Annotated in this window: 17 protein-coding genes; 4 read left to right on the forward strand and 13 right to left on the reverse strand. The window is 74.5% G+C overall.

Features of this window, described 5'->3' with window-relative positions; all coding sequences use genetic code 11:
- Positions 1-115 precede the first annotated feature (115 nt).
- Entirely contained in the window at positions 116-1,240 is a 1,125-nt protein-coding gene (locus AB0E83_RS16260; RefSeq protein ID WP_362111164.1) for an ROK family transcriptional regulator, read from the reverse strand.
- Positions 1,241-1,348: 108 nt separating this feature from the next.
- Between AB0E83_RS16260 and AB0E83_RS16265 the strand changes: the two genes are divergently transcribed.
- The 3 genes from AB0E83_RS16265 (at position 1,349) to AB0E83_RS16275 (ending at position 4,907) form a co-directional block, all read left to right on the forward strand.
- On the forward strand, positions 1,349-2,569 hold the full coding sequence (locus AB0E83_RS16265; protein ID WP_362111166.1) for an MFS transporter: 1,221 nt from the start codon (positions 1,349-1,351) through the stop codon (positions 2,567-2,569).
- Positions 2,570-2,686: 117 nt separating this feature from the next.
- Positions 2,687-4,126: a solute carrier family 23 protein gene (locus AB0E83_RS16270; protein WP_362111169.1), complete on the forward strand. Its 1,440-nt coding sequence runs from the start codon at positions 2,687-2,689 to the stop codon at positions 4,124-4,126.
- A gap of 73 nt (positions 4,127-4,199) precedes the next feature.
- Positions 4,200-4,907 carry a DUF5995 family protein gene (locus tag AB0E83_RS16275; protein ID WP_362111172.1) on the forward strand — a complete coding sequence of 236 codons (708 nt, stop codon included), beginning with the start codon at positions 4,200-4,202 and terminating at the stop codon, positions 4,905-4,907.
- 13 nt (positions 4,908-4,920) lie between these two features.
- On the opposite strand, the gene AB0E83_RS16280 is transcribed toward AB0E83_RS16275, so the two are convergent.
- The 4 genes from AB0E83_RS16280 to AB0E83_RS16295 form a co-directional block, all read right to left on the reverse strand.
- Entirely contained in the window at positions 4,921-6,621 is a 1,701-nt protein-coding gene (locus AB0E83_RS16280; RefSeq protein WP_362111175.1) for an NAD(P)/FAD-dependent oxidoreductase, read from the reverse strand.
- 54 nt (positions 6,622-6,675) lie between these two features.
- Entirely contained in the window at positions 6,676-7,482 is an 807-nt protein-coding gene (locus tag AB0E83_RS16285) for a carbon-nitrogen hydrolase family protein (RefSeq protein ID WP_362111177.1), read from the reverse strand.
- 402 nt (positions 7,483-7,884) lie between these two features.
- Complete coding sequence (locus tag AB0E83_RS16290) at positions 7,885-8,340, reverse strand: Lrp/AsnC family transcriptional regulator (RefSeq protein WP_043223665.1); 456 nt, start codon at positions 8,338-8,340, stop codon at positions 7,885-7,887.
- Between the two features lie 10 nt (positions 8,341-8,350).
- On the reverse strand, positions 8,351-9,817 hold the full coding sequence (locus AB0E83_RS16295; RefSeq protein WP_362111180.1) for an amino acid permease: 1,467 nt from the start codon (positions 9,815-9,817) through the stop codon (positions 8,351-8,353).
- Between the two features lie 410 nt (positions 9,818-10,227).
- Between AB0E83_RS16295 and AB0E83_RS16300 the strand changes: the two genes are divergently transcribed.
- A complete protein-coding gene (locus AB0E83_RS16300) occupies positions 10,228-11,244 on the forward strand; it encodes a GDSL-type esterase/lipase family protein (RefSeq protein ID WP_362111183.1) in 1,017 nt (338 codons plus the stop codon).
- A 13-nt stretch (positions 11,245-11,257) separates the two neighbouring features.
- Here AB0E83_RS16300 and AB0E83_RS16305 read toward each other — a convergent pair whose 3' ends face one another.
- From AB0E83_RS16305 to rpe, 8 genes are all read right to left on the reverse strand, one after another.
- Positions 11,258-12,700 carry a GuaB1 family IMP dehydrogenase-related protein gene (locus AB0E83_RS16305; protein ID WP_362111186.1) on the reverse strand — a complete coding sequence of 481 codons (1,443 nt, stop codon included), beginning with the start codon at positions 12,698-12,700 and terminating at the stop codon, positions 11,258-11,260.
- 447 nt (positions 12,701-13,147) lie between these two features.
- On the reverse strand, positions 13,148-13,843 hold the full coding sequence (locus AB0E83_RS16310) for a response regulator transcription factor (RefSeq protein WP_362111189.1): 696 nt from the start codon (positions 13,841-13,843) through the stop codon (positions 13,148-13,150).
- A 5-nt stretch (positions 13,844-13,848) separates the two neighbouring features.
- Positions 13,849-15,129, reverse strand: a complete 1,281-nt coding sequence (locus tag AB0E83_RS16315; RefSeq protein WP_362111192.1) for a histidine kinase — start codon at positions 15,127-15,129, stop codon at positions 13,849-13,851.
- 38 nt (positions 15,130-15,167) lie between these two features.
- Entirely contained in the window at positions 15,168-15,869 is a 702-nt protein-coding gene (locus tag AB0E83_RS16320) for a DUF998 domain-containing protein (RefSeq protein ID WP_362111195.1), read from the reverse strand.
- A 187-nt stretch (positions 15,870-16,056) separates the two neighbouring features.
- The gene (locus AB0E83_RS16325; RefSeq protein ID WP_362111198.1) at positions 16,057-16,398 is read right to left on the reverse strand and encodes a barstar family protein; all 342 of its coding nucleotides are present in this window, start codon (positions 16,396-16,398) and stop codon (positions 16,057-16,059) included.
- Positions 16,385-16,837: a ribonuclease domain-containing protein gene (locus AB0E83_RS16330; RefSeq protein ID WP_362111201.1), complete on the reverse strand. Its 453-nt coding sequence runs from the start codon at positions 16,835-16,837 to the stop codon at positions 16,385-16,387. The genes AB0E83_RS16325 and AB0E83_RS16330 overlap by 14 nt, the downstream gene beginning before the upstream one ends.
- Before the next feature lie 100 nt (positions 16,838-16,937).
- A complete protein-coding gene (locus tag AB0E83_RS16335; RefSeq protein ID WP_362111204.1) occupies positions 16,938-17,996 on the reverse strand; it encodes a sugar-binding domain-containing protein in 1,059 nt (352 codons plus the stop codon).
- Between the two features lie 121 nt (positions 17,997-18,117).
- Positions 18,118-18,801, reverse strand: a complete 684-nt coding sequence (rpe, locus tag AB0E83_RS16340) for a ribulose-phosphate 3-epimerase (RefSeq protein ID WP_362111207.1) — start codon at positions 18,799-18,801, stop codon at positions 18,118-18,120.
- Positions 18,802-18,859 lie beyond the last annotated feature (58 nt).

An 18,859-nucleotide genomic window follows, 5' to 3' on the forward strand; every position in this document is an offset into this window, starting at 1 on the left:
ACCCCTCCTGAAGAACCCCCGGCGGCGGTCTCACGGCCCTTGGCCGCCGCCGGGACCCCTTCCGCGCCGCGCCCCCCTGTCCGGGGCGCGGCGCGGTCGCGTTCCCGGGCCCGCCCTACGGGAAGAGGGCGTCCTGGGCCGCGTCCCTGGCCCGCAGCAGCGCGCCGCGCAGCACGGCCGTGTCGCCGAGGGTGGTGGCGCGGACCTCGGTGCGCAGCGGGGAGAGCCCGGCCAGCTCGGCCTCGACGCGGGCGGCGAGCTCCGGGCCGCCCTGGTGACCGGTCTCGCCGGCGAGGACCACACAGCCGGGGTCGAGGACGGAGGCGACGGCCGCCGCGCCGACGGCGAGCCGGCGGGCGTAGGCGTCGAGGAAGGGGGCGTGGCCGGAGGCGAGGGCGCCGGCCGGGTCGAGGCCGTGCTCGGCGGCGAGGGCCTCGATGCCGACGGTGCTCACCAGCTCGTGGAAGCCGCCGGCGCAGTCGTGCGCCGAGGGCAGGCCCGAGGTGCCGGGCACCGGCAGGAAGCCGATCTCGCCGGCGCCGCCGGAGGCGCCGCGGCGCACCCGGCCGCCGAGGACGACGGCGGCGCCCACCCCCTGGCCGAGCCAGAGCAGCACGAAGTCCTCGCGCCCCCGGGCCGCGCCCTCGCGCAGCTCGGCGACGGCCGCGAGGTTGGTCTCGTTCTCGACCAGGACGTGGGCCGGGAGCCGTTCCTGGAGGACGGCGACGAGGCGGCGGTGCCAGGCGGGCAGGCCGGTGGAGTCGCGGAGTTCGCCGGTGGCCGGGTCGATGAGGCCGGGGGCGCCGACGGCGACGGTGTGCAGCCGCTGGACGCCGGCCTCCCGGGCGGTGCGCTCCAGGAGGGCGACCGCCTTCTCGACGGCGGGGCCGGTGCCGGTGTCCTCGCCGACCGGGGCCGCCGCCTCGGCGAGCGGGGTGCCGAGCAGGTCGGTGACGGTGACGGAGACCGAGCGCATACGCACGTCGAGCGCGGCGAGGTGGGCGCGGTCGGCGACGAGTCCGTACAACTTGGCGTTGGGGCCGCGGCGTTCGGCGCCGGCCTCGCCGACGACGTGCACCAGGCCCGAGCCGCTGAGCCGCTCGACGAGGTCGGCGACGGTGGGCCGGGAGAGCCCGGTCAGGGTCTTGAGCTGGGCTGCCGTCAACGGCCCCTCGTCCTGGAGCAGACGCAGGGCGAGCCGGTCGTTGAGGGCCCGGGCGGTGCTCGGGGATGCGGCCATGCGGGGATCCTCTCAGACGCCTCCCCGCCGACTTCTCTCCGGACCACTATTTATCAGGCAGGGTTCCTGATAGTTTACGGGTACACCACGCGACTCCGGGAGGGACCCATGGCGGCGGAGACCGTCCTCAGCTCCGAACGGCTCCGGCGGGCCCGTTTCGCCGTCGCGGCCGTCTTCTGCGTGCACGGCGCCGTGACCGGCAGCTTCGCCACCCGGATCCCGTGGATCCAGGAGCACGCGGGGGTCAGCGCCGGCCAGCTGGGCCTCGCCCTCGCCTTCCCCGCCCTCGGCGCCTCGCTCGCGATGCCGCTGGCCGGCCGGATCAGCCACCGCTTCGGCGCCCGCACCGCGCTGCGCGGCCTGCTCGCGCTGTGGACGCTCTCGCTCGTCCTGCCCTCGCTCGCCCCGAACGTCTGGGGCCTGTGCGCGGCGCTCTTCGTCTACGGCGCCACGGCCGGCATGTCCGACGTGGCGATGAACGCGCTCGGCGTCGAGACCGAGAACCGGCTCGGCCGCTCGATCATGTCCGGCCTGCACGGCATGTGGAGCGTGGGCGCCCTGCTCGGCTCGGCGGCCGGCACCGTCGCCGCCCACCTCGGCGGCGACGCCCGCCTCCACCACCTGATCGCCGCGCTCGTCCTCACCGCGCTCGGCCTCGCCTGCTGCCAGGGCGTCCTGGACCCGGCCCCCGCCGAGGAGGAAGAGGCCCCGCCGCGCTTCGCGCTGCCCCCGAGGTCCGCCCTGCTCATCGGCGCCATCGGGTTCTGCGCGGTCTTCGCCGAGGGCGCCAGCCTCGACTGGTCGGCCGTCTACCTCCGCGACGAGCTGGGCGGTTCGGCCGGCCTCGCCGCCGCCTCCACCACCGCCTTCGCGCTGACCATGGCCGTGGCCCGGCTGGCCGGCGACCGGATCGTGGACCGCTTCGGCGCGGTCCGCACGGTACGGGTCGGGGGCGTGGCCGCCACCCTCGGCGGGGTCCTGGTCGTCCTCGCCCCGCACGCCGCCGTGGCGATGGCCGGATTCGGGCTGATGGGCCTCGGCGTCGCGGTCGTCGTCCCGCTCGCCTTCGCCGCCGCCGCGCGCAGCGGACCGAACCCGAGCCAGGCCATCGCGGGCGTCGCCACCATCACGTACACCTCCGGTCTGATCGCCCCCTCCGCGATCGGCGGCATCGCCGACGTCACCTCGCTGGTGTTCTCGTTCGGCCTGGTCACCGCGCTCGCCTTCGGCCTGGTCCTCGGCGCGGGCGTGCTGCGGACCGCCCCTCGGGCGGCGACGGCGGCCCCCGCCGCCCCGGACGCGGCGAAGAGCGCGGGCCCGGTCGGCTGAGGCCCGGCCGGGGGCGCGCCCGCGCCCCCTCCCCCGGCCGGTTCCGGCACATACCATGTGGCTGATTCTTTCGCGGCCGCGACACGGCCGCCGGAACCGGAGAACGGGAGCGACCTCATGAACCTCGGCGTGCGCTGGACCCTGCACGGGGACGGGAGAACGCCCGCCCCCGGGGCCGTCGTCCGCCCCGACGAGCGGCTGTCCTGGCCCCGTACCGCCGGACTCGGCGCACAGCACGTGGTGGCCATGTTCGGGGCGAGCTTCGTCGCCCCCGTGCTGATGGGCCTCGACCCGAACCTCGCGATCATGATGTCCGGTTTCGCCACCGTCATCTTCCTGCTCGCGACGCGCGGCACCGTCCCCTCGTACCTGGGCTGCTCGCTCTCCTTCGTCGGCGTGGCCGCCGCGATCCGGGCCTCCGGCGGCAGCAGCGCCACCGTCACCGGCGCCGTCTTCGTGGTCGGCGTGGTGCTCTTCCTCGCCGGCCTCGCGGTGCGGAGGTTCGGCGCCCGGATCATCCACGCGGCGATGCCGCCGGTGGTGACCGGCGCCGTCGTCATGCTGATCGGCTTCAACCTGGCGCCGGTGACCGCCTCCACGTACTGGCCGCAGGACCAGTGGACGGCGCTCCTGGTGATGCTCTTCACCGGTCTGGCCGTGGTCTGCCTGCGCGGCTTCTGGTCCCGGATCGCGATCTTCCTCGGCCTGGTCTTCGGCTACGCCCTCTCCTGGGTCCTCGACCTGGCCTTCGGGAAGATCCACTCGATGGCGCCGTCCGGCCAGGTCACCGACCACTGGCGGCTCGACCTCTCCGGCGTCGGCAAGGCCGACTGGATCGGCCTGCCCTCCTTCCACGGCCCGAGCTTCGAGTGGTCCGCGATCCTCGTCGCGCTCCCCGTCGTCATCGCCCTGATCGCCGAGAACGCCGGCCACGTCAAGGCCGTCGGCGAGATGACCGGCGACGACCTCGACGACAAGCTCGGCACCGCGATCTCCGCCGACGGCGCCGCGTCCATGCTGTCGACCGCCCTGGGCGGCCCGCCGAACACCACGTACTCCGAGAACATCGGCGTCATGGCCGCCACCCGCGTCTACTCCACGGCCGCCTACTGGGCCGCCGCCGGCTTCGCGCTGCTCTTCGGCCTCTGCCCCAAGTTCGGCGCGGTCGTCGCCGCCATCCCCGGCGGCGTCCTCGGCGGCATCACCGTCATCCTCTACGGCATGATCGGCCTGCTCGGCGCCCAGATCTGGATCAACGCCGGGGTCGACCTGCGCAACCCGCTCAACCTGGTCCCGGCCGCCGCCGGCATCATCATCGGCGTCGGCGGCGTGAAGCTGACCTTCACCGACACCTTCGAGCTCGGCGGCATCGCGCTCGGCACGATCGTCGTGATCACCGGCTACCACGTGCTGCGCGCCTTCGCCCCGGCGCACCTCAAGGCCGCCCCGGAGCAGGAGCCGCTCCTGGACTCGGGCACCAGCTCGTACGAGAAGGAGCCGAGCGCGTACGAGAAGGAGCCGTACGAGAAGGGCTCCGGCGACACGGCGAAGAGCTGAGGTATTCGCCCGTTCCGGCGAAGCCGGGCCCCAGAAGCTCCCTCCCGGGCCCGGCGGCTGGAAGTCTGCCCCCATGGCGCAGACCCAGTGGACGGACGAGCGGATCGGACAGTTCGTGGCGGTCGACCCCGTGGTGGACCGGATGCGGTCGCTGCGGGCGGCCTGGCACCCGGCCGACGGGGTCGCCGTCTTCAACCGGGTGTACCTGACGGTCACCGAGGAGATCGGGCGGGCCATCGAGGCCGGGGCCTTCGAGGACCGGCGGGCGGCCGCCACCCTGGACGTGCGCTTCGCCGAGCGCTACCTCGCCGCCGTCGACGCCCACGCCGCCGGCGTGCCGGGCCCGGCCTGCTGGCGGCCCCTCTTCCACTACCGCCGCCACCCCGGCGTGACGCCGCTGCAGTTCGCGCTCGCCGGGATCAACGCGCACATCGGCCACGACCTGGCGCTCGCCGTGGTGGACGCCTGCCGCACCCTGGAGTGCGCGCCGGCCGACCTGGAGGACGAGTTCGACCGGGTCGGCGACGTCCTCGTCCTCCTGGAGGAGCGGATCCGCGAGGAGCTGATGCCGGGCCCGGACCTCCTGGAGATCGCGGACCCGCTGACGCACCTGCTCGGCTGCTGGAGCCTGGACCGGGCCCGGGACGGGGCCTGGCTCGCCGCCCGCTCGCTGTGGCAGCTGCGGGCGCTGCCCGGGCTCGCGGGCGAGTTCACCGAGCGGCTCGACCGCTCGGTGGGCCTGGTGGGCCGGATGCTGCTCACGCCCCTGGCCAGGCCCTGACCTCCGTACGGACTCAGTCCTCCGGCAGCTCGACCGGGGCGATCTCGTCGTACACGTCGCCCGGGCCCGGGTTGGTGGCGTCGGTGGCGCCGCCGAAGTGGCGCATCACGCCCCACACCGCGTTGAGCGCCGTCTGCACCGCGCCCTCGGCCCAGCCGGCCGTCCACGAGATGTCGTCGCCGGCGAGGAAGATGCCGCGCTTGTCCTCGGGCAGGCGGTCCTGCATGAAGTGGGTGAACAGGCGCCGCTGGTAGCGGTAGTGGCCCGGCAGGTTGGCCTTGAAGGCGCCCATGAAGTAGGGCTCGTTCTCCCAGGAGACCGTCACCGGGTTGCCGATGATGTGCTTCCGGATGTCGACCTTCGGGTAGATCTCGCCGAGCGACTTCAGCATGACCTCCATCCGCTCGTTCGCGGAGAGCGGCAGCCACTTCAGGCTGTCGTCGCACCACGTGTACGAGAGGCAGATGACGGCCGGCTTGTCCGGGCCGTCGTCCAGGAGGTACGTGCCGCGGGTCATCCGGTCGGTCAGCGTCATCGACATGACGTCCCGACCCGTCTCCTCGTCCTTGTCCAGCCAGAACGGCCGGTCGACGGGAACGAACAGCTTCGAGGACTCCATGTAGTGGGTCCGCTCGATCGCCGTCCAGTGGTCGATCGGGAAGAGCGAGTCGTCGCAGGCGATCTTGGAGAGCAGCATCCAGGACTGGGCGGTGAAGATCGCCGCCTGGTAGGTGCGGATGTCGCCGGAGGCGTCGGTGACGGTGATCCGGTTGCCCGCGGTGCGGTTCAGCCGGGTGACGGCCGGCTTCGGCTGCCCGCCCTCGTGCAGCGAGGCCAGCGAGGTGCCCTGCGCCCAGTGGACGATCTTCTCGGGCTCGCGCTCCCACAGGCGCAGCGGCAGCTGCTGGGAGCCGCCGACGATGCCGCGGTGGTGGTCGTCGGCCTCGGTGTAGACGACCCGGAGGATCTCCAGGATGGAGTTGGGGAAGTCGGTGTCCCAGCCGCCGGTGCCGAAGCCGACCTGGCCGAAGATCTCGCGGTGCCGGAAGGACTTGAAGGCCTCGGACTCGCAGAGGAAGCCGTAGAAGGTCTGGTTGTCGAGCTTCTCGACGAGCTTCGCCCAGATCTCGCGGATGCGCGGGACGTCGCGCTCGCGCATCGCGCGGTTCATGTCGGAGAAGTCGGCGCCCTCGTCGAGGCACTTGTTCCAGGCGGCGGCGACGTCGCGGTAGACCTGCGGCAGGTCGTCGATGGTCTCCGCGTAGTGCGTCTCGCCCTTGAGGTCGACGACGGTCGAGGGGGTGGCCTCGGCCAGCGGGTTCGGGAAGGGCCGGGTCTCCAGGCCCACCAGGTCGATGTAGTGCTGGAGGGCGGTGGAGGAGGGCGGGAAGCGCATGGCGCCCATCTCCGCCGTCAGGCCCTCGGTCTCCGGGCCCTCGAAGCCGACCGTGCGGAGCCGGCCGCCGATCTGGTCGGCCTCGTAGACGACGGGCTTGAGGCCCATCTTCATCAGCTCGTACGCGGCGATGATGCCGGAGAGGCCGCCGCCGATGACCGCGACCTCGGCGCCGTGCTCGGTGGCGGGTATCTGGCCCAGGCCGGCCGGGTGGGCCAGGAAGTCGTCGTAGGCGTACGGGAAGTCCGGCCCGAACATGGTGATCGGCGGCTGCTGCTCGTCGGCGTGCTCGACGGCGTTGGGCACGGTGGACGTCATGGGGTGCGGACTCCTTGCGGGAAGAACGGGGGGAGGGAGGGGCGGGGGGGCGGCTCAGACGAGGGAGCCGTACAGGCCCGGCCGGCGGTCACGGAGGTACGGGTTCTCCGCGCGGGAGGCCGCGAGGAGGGCGGGGTCGACGTCGCCGACGATCAGCTCCTCGCCGCGCCCGGCGCGGGCCCGGGCGGTGCCGTCGGGGCCGGCCAGCGCGGACAGGCCGACGAACTCGAAGTCGCCCTCGGCGCCGGCGCGGTTGGCGTACGCGATGTAGAGCTGGTTCTCGAAGGCGCGCACCGGGACGACGGACTCGGGGACGATCTCGGCGGGGTGCATGAGCGCGGTCGGCACGAGGAGGAGGTCCGTGCCGGCCAGCGCCTGCGCCCGGACGTTCTCCGGGAACTCGACGTCGTAGCAGATCATCAGGCCGACGGTGAGGTCGCCGAGGCGGGCCTGGACGAGGGGCTCGTCGCCCGGGGTGAACCACTTCAGCTCGAAGTCGCCGAAGAGGTGGGTCTTGCGGTAGTGCGCGAGGGGGGCGCCGTCGGCGCCGAAGAGCGCGGCGGCGTTGTAGATCACGCCGTGCCGCTCGGTGTCCCGCTCCGGGTAGCCGTAGCCGACGGCCAGGCCGTGGCGGGCGGCGGTCTCCGCGACCGCGCGGGCGGAGGGGCCGTCGGCCGGCTCGGCCAGGCGGACGATGTCGGCGCCGATGGCGTAGCCGGTGAGGAAGAGCTCGGGGGCGAGCAGCAGGTCCGCTCCGGCGGCGGCGGCCCGGCCGGCGGCCTCGTCGAGGATCCGCAGGTTGGCGGCGACGTCACCGAGCCGGCCGGAGCTCTGGAGCAGGGCGGTGCGCACCGTGGGCATGCTGAGTCCTCGTGGGGGCGGAGGGGAGGGAGGGGCGTCTGCGGGAGACGTCCAAAACGGTACGGTTCCGGGCTCGGCCCGGACAAGACGGGACCGTTGCGGACCGACCGTCGAACCGTTGCGCGATGCACGACCTGAGTGGCGATTCGTTGCGCGGTGATCGGACCGGGGCCGTACGCGCTCCCCGACCGGCGGCGTACCCCCGGACCGTCCGCCGGCGCGACGCCCGGGCGGGGGCGCGCTTCCCCTTCGACGCGCGTCCGGCCCGGGCGGGCCGGAACGATCCGACGGCCGCCCCGCAGGAGGACGGGGTGCCGCCGTGCGACGCGGCCGCCCCGCGCGAACGGGTCGCGCGGGGCGGCGGGGACTTCCAGGTGGTGTCGTGGGCTGACGACGCCCCGGTCAGGCGGGCGAGCCGGAGGAGAAGCGCCGCAGCAGCGGCGAGAGGACCAGCACCGACTTGGTCCGCTCCACGAAGGGCTCGCCCGCGATCCGCTCCAGGACGCGCTCGAAGTGGCGCATGTCGGAGGCGAAGACCTGGACGACGGCGTCCGCGTCCCCGGTGACGGTCGACGCGGACACCACCTCCGGATACCGCTCCAGACCCCGCCGGATGTCGTCCGGCGAGGTGTTGTGGCGGCAGAAGATCTCGACGAAGCCCTCCGTCTCCCAGCCGAGCGCCGCCGGGTCCACCCGTACGGTGAAGCCGGTGATGGCGCCCTCGGCCCGGAGCCGGTCCACGCGCCGCTTCACGGCGGGGGCGGAGAGACCGACGAGCGAGCCGATGTCGGCGTAGCTGCGGCGGGCGTCCTCCGCGAGGGCGTGGACGATGCGTTCGTCGAGGTCGTTGAGTCGCACTACGGGTGGGTCACTTCTCTGCGTCGGTGGCCAGTCGGGAGCGGCGCATGCCGTACAGGAAGTAGAACACGAGGCCCGCGGCCATCCAGCAACCGAAGACCACCCAGGTGACGGTGTCCAGGCTGAACATGTTGTAGACGCAGAAGCCGAAGCCGAGCACCGGGAAGACCGGCCCGAGCGCCACCTTGAAGGTGCGCGGCATGTCGGGGCGGGTGCGGCGGAGCACGATGACGGCGACGTTGACCAGGGCGAAGGCGAAGAGGGTGCCGATGCTGGTGGCGTCGACGAGCTTGCCGAGCGGGATCACCGAGGCGAGGGCGCCGCAGAAGAGCGAGACGATGACCGTGTTGACGCGCGGGGTGCCGGTCTTGCCGCTGACCTTGGCGAAGACCCTGGGCACGAGGCCGTCGCGGGACATCGCGAAGAGCACCCGGGTCTGGCCGTAGAGGACGGTCAGGACGACGCTGGCGATGGAGATGACGGCGCCGAGGGCGAGCAGGGTGCCCCAGAAGGTCTGGCCGCTGACGTCGTTCATGATCGCGGCGAGGCTGGCCTCGGAGCCCTCGAAGTCCTTCCAGTTCCAGGCGCCGACGGCGACGGCCGCGACGAGGACGTAGAGGACCGTGACGATCAGCAGGGAGAGCATGATCGCGCGGGGCAGGTCGCGCTTGGGGTCCTTGGCCTCCTCGCCGGCGGTGGAGGCGGCGTCGAAGCCGATGTACGAGAAGAAGAGGCTGGCGCCGGCGGCGCTGACGCCCGCCATGCCGAGCGGCATGAAGTCCGCGTAGTTGCCGGACTTGAAGCCCGTGAAGCCGATGGCGCAGAAGAGCACCAGGGCGGCGATCTTCACGAAGACCATGATCGTGTTGACGAGGGCGGACTCGCGGGCGCCGCCGAGCAGGAACACCATGGCGAGGAGCACCACGATCAGGCCGGGCAGGTTGATCACGCCGCCCTCGCCGGGAGCCGAGGAGAGCAGCGCCGGGATGGTGACGCCGATCGTCCCGTCGAGCAGCTCGTTGAGGTACTCGCCCCAGCCGACGGCCACGGCGGCGACCGAGACGCCGTACTCCAGGACCAGGCACCAGCCGCAGACCCAGGCGACGAGTTCACCCATCGTTGCGTACGCGTACGAGTAGGAGGAGCCCGCGACCGGTATGGAGCCGGCCAGCTCGGCGTACGACAGGGCGGAGAAGAGCGCCGTGAGACCGGCGATCACGAAGGCGAGGGTGACGGCCGGGCCGGCCTTGGGGACGGCGTCGCCGAGGACGACGAAGATGCCCGTGCCGAGCGTGGCGCCGATGCTGATCATGGTCAGCTGCCACATGGAGAGCGAGCGGCGGAGATTGCCGCCCTCACCCTGTCCACCCTCCGCGACCAGGCGTTCCACCGGCTTGCGGCGGGCGAGGGCGGTCAGGACGGAAGTCTTGGGGACGGTCGTGGACTCGACCGGTGGGGCTGCGCCGTGGTCCAGCACTGCGGAGGCTCCTTATCGCTGCCTGTGGACTCGACGGGGACCGCGACGGACGTGCGGGCATGCAGGGGCAGCCCACGGGGGCAGGGAGTCCGCCGAGCAGGCGGTCTCCGCCACTCCTGGTACGAGGGATGAGCCTAAGCCCGCAGCTTCGCACTTGTAATGCAGTGTTGTTGCGTAGTTGCGGATGATCATTGCGCACTTCGGGCCCGGACGGGGAAACATTGCGCGCCCCCGCATGAATCGACACATCGGGGTACAGGTCGGGTGGGGGCCGGACGGGCCCGGGAGCGGCTCGGGAACGGGTCCGGGACGGCTCGCGGGCGGGTGTCGGGCGCGGCTCGGAACCGGCGCGCGCCTTGACTCCTGGACCGCCGTGGACCACCCTGCACGCGGCCGATCGGAGGTGCGGTGTGAGCTGGCTGGAGCCCGGCCCCTTCCTGCGGGGCACGGCGTGGCGGGACGGCGACCGCCCGGTCCGCGCCGACCCCGCCGACCTGGAGCGGCTGCCGCGGGACGTTGCGGAGCGGGCCGGGCTGCCGATCGGGGTGCGGGTGGAGTTCCGGGCGGAGCCGGGCACGACGGCCGTGGAGCTGCGCTACCGGGCGGCCGTCCCGGCGATCGACGACGCGCTGCGGGCGCTGCGGCACGCGTTCGCCCTCTGGCAGGGCTCCCGGTGCGTCACGGAGGTGTTCGCGGAGCCGGCCGAGGAGACCACGGTACGGCTCCGACTCCCGCCGGGCGGCGGGGAGTTCACCGTCCACCTGCCGGAGGCCCAGGCGCCCGTCGTCCGCGCCCTGCGCGGTGTCGGCGGGGCCCTGTCCCCCGCGCCCCGGCGGCCCCGCTGGCTGGTGCACGGCGACTCGATCACCGAGGGCTGGTGGTCCACCCGGCCCGCCCACGCCTGGCCCGCCGTCGCCGGGCGCGCGCTGGGACTCGATCCGGTCAACCTCGGCTACGCGGGCGGGGCGCGCGGCGAGCTGCCCCTCGCCGAGCACCTCGCCCGGCTCCCGGGCGAGGTGATCACGCTCGCCTTCGGCACGAACTGCTGGGACCGGGCGCCCGCCACGCCGGAGTGGCTGCACGCGACGGTGCGGTCCTACGTGGCCCTGATCCGCCGGGGCCACCCCCGCACGCCCCTGCTCCTCGTCTCCCCCGTGCTGCGCCCCGCCGCCGAGCACACCCGCAACGCGCTCGGCGCCACCCTCACGGAGCTGCGCCGGGCCATGGAGCGGGCGGTCCGCGACCTGGCCGCGGCCGGTGACCGCCGGCTCCTGCTCCTCCCCGGCCGCCCCCTGCTGGGCCCCGAGCACCTGGCCGACGGCCTCCACCCCGACGACGAGGGCCACGCCCGCCTGGCGGCCGCCGTCACCGCCGCCCTACGGCCCGAGAGCCCCCGGGACGGACGTCCCGGGGGCTCTCGGCGCTAGCGGCGGGGGGCGGTCAGCTCCAGCTGGCGTGGAGGGGCTTGCCCTCGGCGTAGCCGGCCGCGGACTGGATGCCGACGACGGCCTTCTCCTCGAACTCGGCGAGCGAGCCCGCACCGGCGTAGGTGCACGAGGAGCGGACGCCCGCGATGATCGAGTCGATCAGGTCCTCGACGCCCGGACGCTGCGGGTCGAGGAACATCCGCGAGGTCGAGATGCCCTCCTCGAACAGCGCCTTGCGGGCCCGGTCGTACGCGGACTCGTCGGAGGTCCGGTTGCGCACCGCGCGCGCCGACGCCATGCCGAAGGACTCCTTGTAGGCGCGGCCCTGCGCGTCGTGCTGGAGGTCGCCGGGGGACTCGTACGTCCCGGCGAACCAGGAGCCGATCATCACGTTCGACGCGCCCGCGGCGAGCGCCATGGCGACGTCGCGCGGGTGGCGGACACCGCCGTCGGCCCAGACGTGCTTGCCGTACTTCTTCGCCTCGGCGGCGCACTCCAGGACGGCCGAGAACTGCGGCCGGCCGACGCCGGTCATCATGCGGGTGGTGCACATGGCGCCGGGGCCCACGCCGACCTTGATGATGTCGGCGCCGGCCTCGATGAGGTCCTTGACGCCCTCGGCGGCGACGATGTTGCCCGCGACGATCGGGACCTGCGGGTCGAGCGCCCGGACGGTCCGGATGGCGGAGATCATCGACTCCTGGTGCCCGTGGGCGGTGTCGATGACGAGCGTGTCGACGCCCGCGTCGAGCAGCTGCTTGGCCTTGCCCGCCACGTCGCCGTTGATGCCGACGGCGGCGGCGATCCGCAGCTTGCCGTTCGCGTCGACGGCCGGGGTGTACAGGGTGGCGCGCAGGGCGCCCTTGCGGGTGAGGATGCCGGCCAGCCTGCCGTCCGCGTCGACGGCGGGGGCGTAGCGGCGGTTGGCGCCGTCGAGGGTGTTGAAGGCCTCGCGCGGGTCGATGTCCGCGTCCAGCAGGAGGAGGTCCTTGGACATGACCTCGGAGAGCTGGGTGAAGCGGTCGACGCCGGTGAGGTCGGCGTCGGTGACGACGCCGACGGGACGGCGGTGCTCGTCGACGACGACGCCGGCCTCGTGCGCCCGCTTGGGCAGCAGCGCGAGGGCGTCGGCGACGGTCTGGTGCGGCTCCAGCACGATGGGGGTGTCGAGGACCAGGTGGCGGTCCTTCACCCAGGAGATGACCTCGGTGACGACCTCGATCGGGATGTCCTGGGGGATGACGACGAGGCCGCCCCGGCGGGCGACGGTCTCGGCCATGCGGCGGCCGGCGATCGCGGTCATGTTGGCGACGACCAGCGGGATCGTCGTACCGGTGCCGTCGGGCGCGGAGAGGTCCACGGCCTGGCGGGAGCCGACGGCCGATCGGCTCGGCACCATGAACACATCGTCGTACGTGAGGTCGTACGGCGGCTTGACGTCATTGAGGAAACGCACGTGCTGACATCCCAGTCGTTCGGATCGGCCCCTAGGCATTTCAGCCAGGGGAAAAAGCACGTAGTTCATTGTCCCACGCCGCTACGCATACCAGTCCCGGGCGAATCCTCCGAGGCTCACGACAGAGCCTTCGGAGGATCGCACGAGCCCTTTCGGCCGCCGGGTCCCGGCGGCCCGTCCGGCGGCGGGTTCCGGCTCCGCCGCCCGGCGCGGGGCGGGCGGGGCCCGCCGTCCGGCGACGGAGGCGCGGCCGAGGACACCGACCCGGTCACGCGGGCTCCCCCGCGCCGGCCCCGATCGGGCTCGACACCTGGCGCGCCGCCCTCGAACTCGGCCGCCAGGCGGGCCACTTGGGCACCGGCATCCCGGTCTCCTGCGTGGTGCCGCGGATCGGCGAACGCCCCTCCTGGACCACGTGATCCGGGGAGGGCGGCGCGCGGCGGTCCCTCAGACGGCGTCCGCGGGAAGGCCGCCCGCCGTGTGGCCGGGCCGGATCAGACCGGTCTCGTAGGCGAGGACGACGAGTTGGACCCGGTCGCGCACGCCGAGCTTGGTGATCGCCCGGGTGACGTGGGTCTTGGCCGTGAGCGGCGAGATCACCAGCCGGGCGGCGACCTGGTCGTTGGAGAGCCCGGCCGCGACGAGCGCCACCACCTCGCGTTCGCGGGCGGTGAGCGCGGTGAGCCGGTCCGGGGCCACGGCGGCCGCGGCGGGCCGGTGGGCGAACTCCTCGACGACCCGGCGCGTGGCGCTCGGCGAGAGCAGCGCGTCGCCCCCGGCGACCGCCCGGATCGCCTGGCGCAGGTCGTCGGGCTCGATCTCCTTGGTGAGGAAGCCGCTGGCGCCCGCCCGCAGCGCGGCGAAGACGTACTCGTCGGTCTCGAAGGTCGTCAGCACGATCACCCTCGTCCCGGCGAGCTCCGGGTCCCGGGTGAGGGTCTCGGTCGCGGTCAGCCCGTCCGTCCCCGGCATGCGGATGTCCATGAGGACGACGTCGGGCCGCAGGGCGCGGACCGCGCGCAGCGCCTCGTCGCCGGTGGCCGCCTCGCCCACCACCTCGATGTCGCGCGTCCGCCGGAGCAGGCTGCGGAAGCCCGCCCGGACGAGGGACTGGTCGTCGGCGAGCAGAACCGAGATCGTCATGATCGTCAGCTTGGCACAGGAAGCACGGCCCGCACGGTGTATCCGCCGTGCTCGCCCGGGCCGGCGGCGAACTCGCCGCCCAGGACGGTGACCCGCTCGCGCATCCCGGCGACGCCGTGGCCGCCGCCCTCGCCCGCGCGCGCCGGGCCCCCCGCGGGCCTCGCGGGACCGTCGTCGGCGACCTCCACGCGGACCGCCTCGGCGTCGTAGCGCAGCCGGACGCCGACCCGGGTGCCGCCGGAGTGGCGCACCGCGTTGGTCAGCGACTCCTGCACGATCCGGTAGACGGCGAGCGCCACCGGCGCCGGCACCCCGGCGGGGTCGCCCGTGGTCTCGACGTCCGCGTCGAGACCGGCGGCCCGGACCCGCTCCACCAGCTCGCCGACCCCGTCGAGGCCCCGCTCCGGGGCCAGGGCCGTGCCCCCGCCGCCCGCCGCCGCGTCCTGGCCGGGCTCCCGCAGGACGCCGATGAGGGAGCGCAGGTCGGTGACGGCCGTCGCGCGGACCTCCTGCGCGGTCTTCAGCGCGGCCCGCGCCTCCTCCGGCTCGTCCTCCAGCGCCTCGACGGCCACCCGCAGCTGGACGCCCACGACGGTCAGGGTGTGCGCGACGACGTCGTGGAGCTCCCGGGCGATCTGCAGCCGTTCGGCCTCCGCCCGCCGCCGGGCCTCCGCCGCCCGCTCGCGCGCGGCGCGCTCCCGTCCGGCCGCCTCCTCCCGGCGCAGGTCGCGGCCGTTGCGCCAGGCGGTGGCCGCGGCGAGCACCAGGGCGAGCCAGAGGGTCTCCGCGCCCAGTTCGGCGACGACGGCCCGGCCGCTCATCCCGGCGACGAACAGCTCCCAGTCGGTGGCGAAGGCGACCTGGAAGACCCCGACGCCGACGGCGAAGGCGGGCCCGTCCGGCAGCCGTCGCACCAGGGCGCCGAACCGGCCCCGCGCCCCGCCCCGCGCGGGCCGGCCGCCCGCCGCCACCAGGAAGTACGCGGCGGTGGCCGGCCAGATCCAGCCCACGTCCGACAGTCCGGAGGCACGGAAGGCGATGACCGTCTGGACGCTCACGAGCAGGGCGGCGCGCGGCCACCGGCCGGCGGCCGGCACCAGGGCGGCGAGCCCGAGGGCGTACGGCACGATGCCGGTGAGCAGCGGTCCGTCGCCCCCGACGGCCTCGGTGGTGACGACGGCGACCGCCGTCACCACCGCCGCGGCGACCCGTGCGGCCCGGGTGACGGCCGGGCCCTCCGCGGGCCCCGTCCGGTTCCGGTCCGCCCCGGCGCGCTCTTCGGTCACCGGGCCATTGTGCCCAACCGCCGCCCGCGTCACGGCGGTCATGCGCGCACCGCCGGACGCGAGGCGGCGACGGAGGCCAGCGCCACCCAGGCCAGGGCGGCGCCGAACGCGATCCGCTCGACGAGCCCGACGAGGGTCGGCACGCTCCCGGTCCCCAGCGAGGGCCCGTCCATCACGTCCACCAGGCAGACCAGCAGCAGGACCGTCGAGACGAGGGAGGTGCCGAGCACGGCGCGCAGCGCGCCGGCGCCGCGCGCCCACCGGCGGGCCAGCCACCGGTGCAGCACCAGCGCGGCCACGGGCAGCGCCAGGAAGGCGGGGGTGGCGGCCGTGCCGTGCACGATGTCCGAGGTGGAGGGCCTGCCCCAGCGCCCGGGCGGGTCGGCGGGGAACACCCCGGCCACCGCGACGCCCGCGGCCCACACGCCGGCCGCCCACCGGCCGGCCCGGGGCGCCCCGGCCCGCCGCAGCAGGGCCACGAGGAGCCCGGAGGCGCCGGCGACCAGGAAGAGCGCCGTGGTGATCAGCCAGCCCGCGGTGCCGTTCACGTACCGGCTGATCACCTCGGTGACCGGGCTGTACCCCGGGTTCAGCAGGTCGGCGGCGGCGATCGCCGCGGCGGCGGTCCCGGCCGCGGCCAGGACGGCCCGGGAGCCGGTCCGCGCCCGCCGGCCGGCGGCGCCGGAGCCGGCGGGCCGGGCGGTGGAGGGGGACGAGGGGGCGGGGGAGAGGGTCCGCACGGCGAGTCTCCTGACGCGGGGGGGGGGGAAGCCGCCGGAGCGGCACCGGGCGGAGTGTCCGCCCGACGCCCTCCACGCTAGGGACGGGCGCCCCCGCGGGCGTCCCCCGTCCGCCGACACCCGCGCGTACTCCCCCGGCGCACCCCGTACTCCCCGGGGAGTACGTCACCCGGTCCCCGCTCCCCGCTCAACCGTCCCCGGACGCGCGCCCCTCCGCCGCCTCCGGGCCCCCTCCCCGCCCGTCCCCGAGGGCGATCAGCACGGCCAGCCGCCCGGGCGACTCCTCGACGGCGGCGGCGAAGACGCCCTGCGCGGTCTCCCAGTCGCGCGGGGCGCGCCGCGCGTACCCCTGCCAGTGGGTGACGACGACGGCGACCGGCCGGGGCAGCTCGCCGAGGCACTCGGCGAGGGCGTCCCAGTTGCGGCCGAACCAGTCCGGCAGGGCGAGCACGGCGGCGCAGCGGTCCATGAAGCCCGCCTTGTCGGTCACGCCGGACAGATCGAGGACGACGGGGTCATCCAGTCGCACCGCCGACCACCTCCCGGAAGCTCTCGTAGTGGTCGTCGGTGTAGTACCGCTCCCCCTCCCCGCCGGTGACGATCCGGCGGGCCCCGCGGTCGCGCTCGCCGGGGGTGGGGACGGTGTACTCGTGGTAGTAACCGCGCTTCCTCGGCGGCAGGATCCGCTCGAAGTTGGAGAAGACGCTCCCGTCCTTGGCGTACGGGAAGGGCCCGCCGGCCCGGATGAGGGCGAGGGTCCGGCGCGCCTCGGGCGGCAGCTCCGCCTCGCGGACAGTGGGGAGGCCGGAGGCGCGCGACGCGGCGGAGGTCGCGGGGTCCGCCGTCGCGGCGGTACGGGTGGGGGCGGCGGTGGCGGTGGGCGTGGCCGTGCCGGCGGAGCAGCCGGTGAGCAGCAGGGACAGCCCGGCCAGGACGGCGAGCCCCAGCCGGAGGCAGCGAGCGATCATGTCCCGATGCTGTCACCGCCGCGCGGTGCCGCCCCGGGGGCGCGCCCGGGCATGCGGAAGGGCGCCCTCCGTGGATGCGGCGGGCGTCCTTCCGGTGGCGTCAGCGGCCGGTGCCGCCGGTGTCCGGGTCCGTCCGGTCGAGGGCCGGGCGGGGGCCCGGGCTGAACTCGGTGAGCAGGTAGTCGGCCGCGGAGCGGTCGGTGACCAGGCTGGTGACGAGGCCGGAGCGGAGCACCGCCCCGATCGCCGCCGCCTTGCGCTGGCCGCCCGCGATGGCGACGACCTCGGGGATCCGGCGCAGCCGGTCGGCCTCGACGGTGATGCACCGCTCGCCCAGGTCCCGGCCGACGCGGCGGCCCTCGGCGTCGAAGAGGTGCGCGGACATCTCGGCGGCCACGCCCAGGGAGGCGTAGTGGGCGCGCTCCTCCTCGGAGAGCATGTCGTGGACGGTGGAGATGCCCGGCTCCCAGGAGCCGATGGAGACGCAGGCGACGGTGACCTTGTCGAAGTACTCGAAGGCCCGGGCGATGCCGGTCTGGCTGCGCAGCGCGGCGGCCGTCGCCGGGTCGGGCAGCAGCATGGGCGCGTAGATGGGGTGGGCCTCGCCGCCGGAGACCTGGGCGGCGCGCCGGACCGCCTCGACCGAGCCGCGCTCGGCGGTCCCGGCGTCGTACACGCCGGTGAGCTGGACGACCGTGCACGGCGGCAGCCGGTCGAGGGCGGCCGCCATGTGGATGGTCGAGCGGCCCCAGGCCAGGCCGAGGACGTCGCCCTCGGTGACCAGCTCGCCGAGGAGGTCCGCGGCGACCTCGCCGAGGTTCTCCGGGTCCGGCGACTCGTCGTCCTCGGCCGGGGACTCGACGACGACCGCGTGCCGGAGCCCGTACCGGGCACGCAGCGCGTCGGAGCGTTCGGCGTCCAGCTCGGCCGGTACCCGGATCTCGATGCGCACGAGATCCCGTTCCAGAGCGGTCTCCAGGACCCGGGCCACCTTGAAGCGGCTCACGCCGAACTCCTCGGCGATCTGGATCTTGGACTTCCCCTCCAGGTAGAAGCGGCGCGCCATGGCCGCCGCCTGCACCAGCTCCGCGGGGCCCATCCGCAGGGCCGACCGTCCCGCCGACATACCCGCCACCGCGATCTCCTCACTGCTGTTCACGCACCGCTGTCCACGATCCGTGTTCGTTCACACTCTGGACCCGCTGTTCATCCTGTCAGAAACGGCGGGCCTTGATCAGTCCTGTCGGCGGCCCGTCGGACCGCGTTCACCGGCCGGAGGCTCAGTGGCCACATGCCCAGGCGGCACCGGCCGTGGCGGCCTCCGCCCTGGCCCGCAGCGCGGCCACGGCGGCGGCCGGGTCGGCCGCGCCGTAGACCGCCGAGCCGGCCACGAAGACGTCGGCGCCCGCCTCGGCGCAGCGCTCGATGGTCGCCTCGGAGACGCCGCCGTCGACCTGGAGCCACAGGTCCAGGCCGTGCTTGGCGATCAGCTCACGGGTGCGGCGGATCTTCGGCAGCATGATGTCGAGGAACGCCTGGCCTCCGAAGCCGGGCTCGACGGTCATGATGAGCAGCATGTCGAGCTCGGGGAGCAGGTCCTCGAAGGGCTCGATGGGGGTGGCCGGCTTGAGCGCCATGGAGGCCCTGGCGCCCTTGGCGCGGATCTCGCGGGCGAGCCGGACCGGCGCGGCGGCCGCCTCGACGTGGAAGGTCACGGAGCCGGCGCCCGCCTCGACGTACTGCGGCGCCCAGCGGTCCGGGTCCTCGATCATCAGGTGGCAGTCGAGGGGGGTGTCGGTCGCGCGGCTGAGCGACTCGACGATCGGCACGCCCAGCGTCAGGTTGGGCACGAAGTGGTTGTCCATGACGTCGACGTGCAGCCAGTCGGCGCCGCCGACGGCCTCGGCCTCGTCCGCGAGGCGGGCGAAGTCCGCTGAGAGGATGCTGGGATTGATCTGCGCCATGAGCCAAGCCTGCCACGTTCTTGGGGAGTTCTTTGCCGCGAACCGACGAGCGGCCCTT

Source organism: Streptomyces sp. NPDC035033 (genome assembly GCF_040636735.1).
Lineage (GTDB): Bacteria > Actinomycetota > Actinomycetes > Streptomycetales > Streptomycetaceae > Streptomyces.